The sequence below is a fragment of the Desulfurellaceae bacterium genome (assembly GCA_021296095.1).
Lineage (GTDB): Bacteria > Desulfobacterota > Binatia > Bin18 > Bin18 > JAAXHF01.
The window spans coordinates 625-2,882 of the sequence record JAGWBB010000071.1 but is presented as its reverse complement, the minus strand read 5'-3'; the positions used below and the strand labels follow the sequence as shown (position 1 = coordinate 2,882).

Genomic DNA, 2,258 nt, shown 5'->3' with positions numbered 1-2,258 from the left:
AGTCTGAACGGAGAATGCTGCGATGGCCGCCCCCACCAGGAAGTACAATCCAGGGTTCCTGTCCGATGAGGAGATAATCGCGTCGTTCTGTGTCCGGACGAATGAATTCGCCTCGCTCGTCGAGATGCTACGCGAATACACCGGCAACGCGAATCCGCATCAGCTTGTGATCGGTCCGCGTGGCAGCGGGAAGACAAGCCTGCTCCGACGCGTTGCGGCCGAGATAGGTCGTGATAATACCTTGTCTGCGAGCTTCTTCCCGATTGTCTTCGCCGAGGAGAGCTACGAGGTGTCCACGGCGGGAGAGTTCTGGCTGGAATGCCTGTCCCGCCTTGCCGTCCAGGCGCCACACCGGGAGGGCAGCCCTGACCTGCATCGGACCTATGATGAGTTGCGCGCCATTGACGACGACCAGACGCTGGAGAACCGCTGTCTTGGAGCCCTGCTCGATTTTGCGGACCGCGAGGGCAAGCGGCTCGTGCTGATGGTCGAGAACCTGAACATGATGTTCGGGGACATGGTAGACCAGGACGCGGGCTGGCGGCTGCGCAAGGTTCTCCAGACCGAGCCGCGGATCGTGCTGCTTGCAAGCGCAACGAACCGCTTCGACCAGATCGACAATCCGGACCAAGCCTTGTACGACCAGTTCCGGGTGCGGCTGTTGCGGCCACTCGACACGCAGGAGTGCGCCGTGCTGTGGAAGACGGTGTCCGGTCACGATGCTCGGTCAGAGACGATTCGGTCGTTGCAGATCCTGACCGGTGGCGACCCCCGCCTGGTGGTGATTGTGGCCCGTTTCGGGGTGGGCCGATCCTTTCGCAACCTGATGGCCAATCTACTCGACTTGGTCGATGACCACACGGAATACTTCAGAGGCCATATCGAACTGCTCCCGGCACAGGAAAGACGGGTCTATCTGGCGCTTGCCGAGCTATGGAAGCCGGCCACCACAAAAGAAATCGCCGACCGGTCTCGGCTCAAGCCAAGCCCGTGCAGCGCCCAGCTCACCCGTCTCGTGGAACGGGGCATCGTCGAAGTGGCTGGAGGCACGGCGCGCCGCAAGCAGTACTACCTGACCCAGCGTCTCTACAACATCTATTACTTGCTGCGTCGTCCCCGCGGGCCGGATCGCTTGGTCGAGGCTCTCATCCGCTTCATGGAGGCGTTCTACGCGCCGCCCGAGTTGAGAGATATCGGAGTGGAGATGGCCCGTGAAGCGGGCAACTTCAACGGGGAGATGCGGACGTTGCATCAGACCGCCCTCGCGCAGTTGTTGGCCCTGCCAGCCCTGGCTGAGCATCGTGACACCCTGCTTTCGGAGGTCCGCGCCCAGGGCCTCATACCCCCAGGAGGGGCGGAGTCCGAGTGGACTGGCGTAAAACCGACTCCCTATCCGGTGGACCGACGCCATAGAAACGCGGACGTCTCCGCAGAGATGACAGGTAGGGAACTCATCGAAAGGGGAGAAACGTTTCATAAACTGAAGCAGCCCGAGGACGCCCTGGCAGCCTATGACGAAGTGGTACGCCGTTATGGGACAAGCGAGGTGCCGGCGCTTCGGGAAGTGGTTGCCAGAGCCCTCCACCGTATGGGAGCCCTCCTTTGGGAACTGGAGCGGTCTGAGGATGCCTTGGCAGCTTGTGACGAAGTGGTACGCCGCTACGGGGCAAGCGAGGTTCCGATGTTTCGGGAAGCGGTCGCTCTTGCCCTCTGTCGCAAGGGGGACCTTCTCGGGAATTTGGAGCGGCCTGAAGAAGCCTTGGATACCTTTGACGAGGTGGTGCGCCGATTAGGTGAGTACGCAATCCCTCCAGACCAAGGGTTTATTGAGTACGCTCTCATTGGAAAAGCGTCTTTCGAGTTGGAATGCCGCAACTACGATACAGCCATCAGGACGGCTGGTCTGGCCCTCGAACAATGCAGCGCGGAATCACTGGGGAGCCGAGCAGCCGGCCACCTGATCCGGGCCAGGGCAACTCTTGAGAACGGTGATCCCTCTGGCTGCGAGCAAGATATTGAGACGCTCCTCGCTCTTCTCCCGGAACTGGACTCTCTGCCAAGAGAGCTTCTTGTGGCCTTGATGGCGTTTAGCATTGAGCTTGGGCCGACGCGTATACACGAGCTGATTCAGGATTCACCGGCGGCACCTCTGCTGCTGCCGCTCACGACAGCCTTGGAACAGGAACTCGGACTTGAGCCTCGAGTGGCGCGGGAAGTGGATGAGGTCGCTCAGGATATCCGGAAAGAACTGGAGAACC

1 protein-coding gene is annotated in these 2,258 nt (G+C 60.8%); it reads left to right on the top strand.

Going from position 1 to position 2,258, the window contains the following annotated elements; translation table 11 throughout:
* Positions 1-22: 22 nt before the first annotated feature.
* On the top strand, positions 23-2,258 hold a 2,236-nt coding region (locus J4F42_16005), incomplete at its 3' end, for an AAA family ATPase (GenBank protein ID MCE2487019.1).